Source organism: Vibrio sp. M260118, assembly GCF_036533755.1.
Taxonomy (GTDB): Bacteria; Pseudomonadota; Gammaproteobacteria; order Enterobacterales; family Vibrionaceae; genus Vibrio.
On record NZ_JATABG010000602.1, the window covers coordinates 1 to 1,225 of the forward strand.

Here is a 1,225-nt window from a genome sequence, read left to right on the forward strand (position 1 = left end):
GTCGAAGTAGAGAAAGTGATCGAAAAAGTGGTTGAAGTAGAGTCTAAGCTCGCGACTGCATCTACTGATTCAGCAATGCAGCTTCTATCTATCATGCAACAAGAAGCGCGCCTGATTGACTTTCTCCAAGAAGACCTCACTTCGTTCTCTGACGAAGAAGTCGGCGCAGCGGCTCGCGTTATCCACACTGGCGGTCAGAAGGTACTAAGTGACTACGTAACACTTGAGCATATTCGCAATGAAGAAGAAGAAACTCGCGTAACGATTGAAGAAGGTTTCAACCCACAACAAGTTCGCCTAACTGGCAATGTCACTGGCAACGCGCCATTTAAAGGCACGCTAGTTCACAAAGGTTGGAAAGCAAGTGCAATGAATCTGCCAAAACTTGCAGAAAAACACGATGCTTCAGTTATCGCTCCAGCAGAGGTTGAGCTTTAATGGATCAGCAGAATAACCAACAGCAAAACACAGAATCTAACGCAGCAAAATTTAGCGTTGGTATCGACTTGGGCACCACCCACTGTGTATTGTCGTATGTAGACACAAGTGTCGAAGATGCTCGCGTTGAAGTCATGGCTATTCCACAGCTTACCGCCCCGGGTACGGTAGAAGAACGCAGCCAACTGGGTTCGTTTTTATACCAACCACACGAACATGAAATGAACCCTGCCTCGCGTGTTCTACCTTGGTCGTCAGAGCCAACAGCACTTGTTGGTGCGATTGCGCGTAACCTCGGTGCTAAGACCCCTATTCGTCTAATCGCTAGTGCGAAATCTTGGCTTTGCCATGGCGGCGTAAATCGTCGTGACGCATTTTTGCCTGCAGGTAGCCCAGAAGAAATCGAGAAAGTATCGCCACTTCGCGCTACTGAACTCTATTTAGAACACCTGAAGCAAGCTTGGGATCATGCCAACCCAAGTAACCCGTTAGCAGACCAAGATGTCACCATTACTGTACCAGCATCATTTGACCCTGCGGCGCGCGATCTAACCGCAGAAGCAGCGCGTAATGTCGGTTTTGTTCATCTTACTCTGCTAGAAGAGCCTCAAGCAGCACTGTACAACTGGATTGATAACAGCAACGACAAATGGCGCGATGAAGTCTCAGTTGGCGATATTGTACTTGTTGTTGATATCGGCGGTGGTACAACCGACCTTTCGCTAGTGGAAGTGACAGAAGACGAAGGCAATTTAACCCTGAATCGTATCGCTGTCGGTGAGCATAT

General features: G+C 48.2%; 2 protein-coding genes. Both read left to right on the forward strand.

The features are described 5' to 3' along the window. Positions 1 to 438, forward strand: a 438-nt coding sequence (locus QTO00_RS19925; protein WP_331426294.1) for a DUF2760 domain-containing protein, incomplete at its 5' end; no start/stop codon positions are given. Further along, positions 438 to 1,225 (forward strand): Hsp70 family protein (locus tag QTO00_RS19930; protein ID WP_331426295.1); only part of this gene is annotated, 788 nt, incomplete at its 3' end. The genes QTO00_RS19925 and QTO00_RS19930, both read left to right, overlap by 1 nt.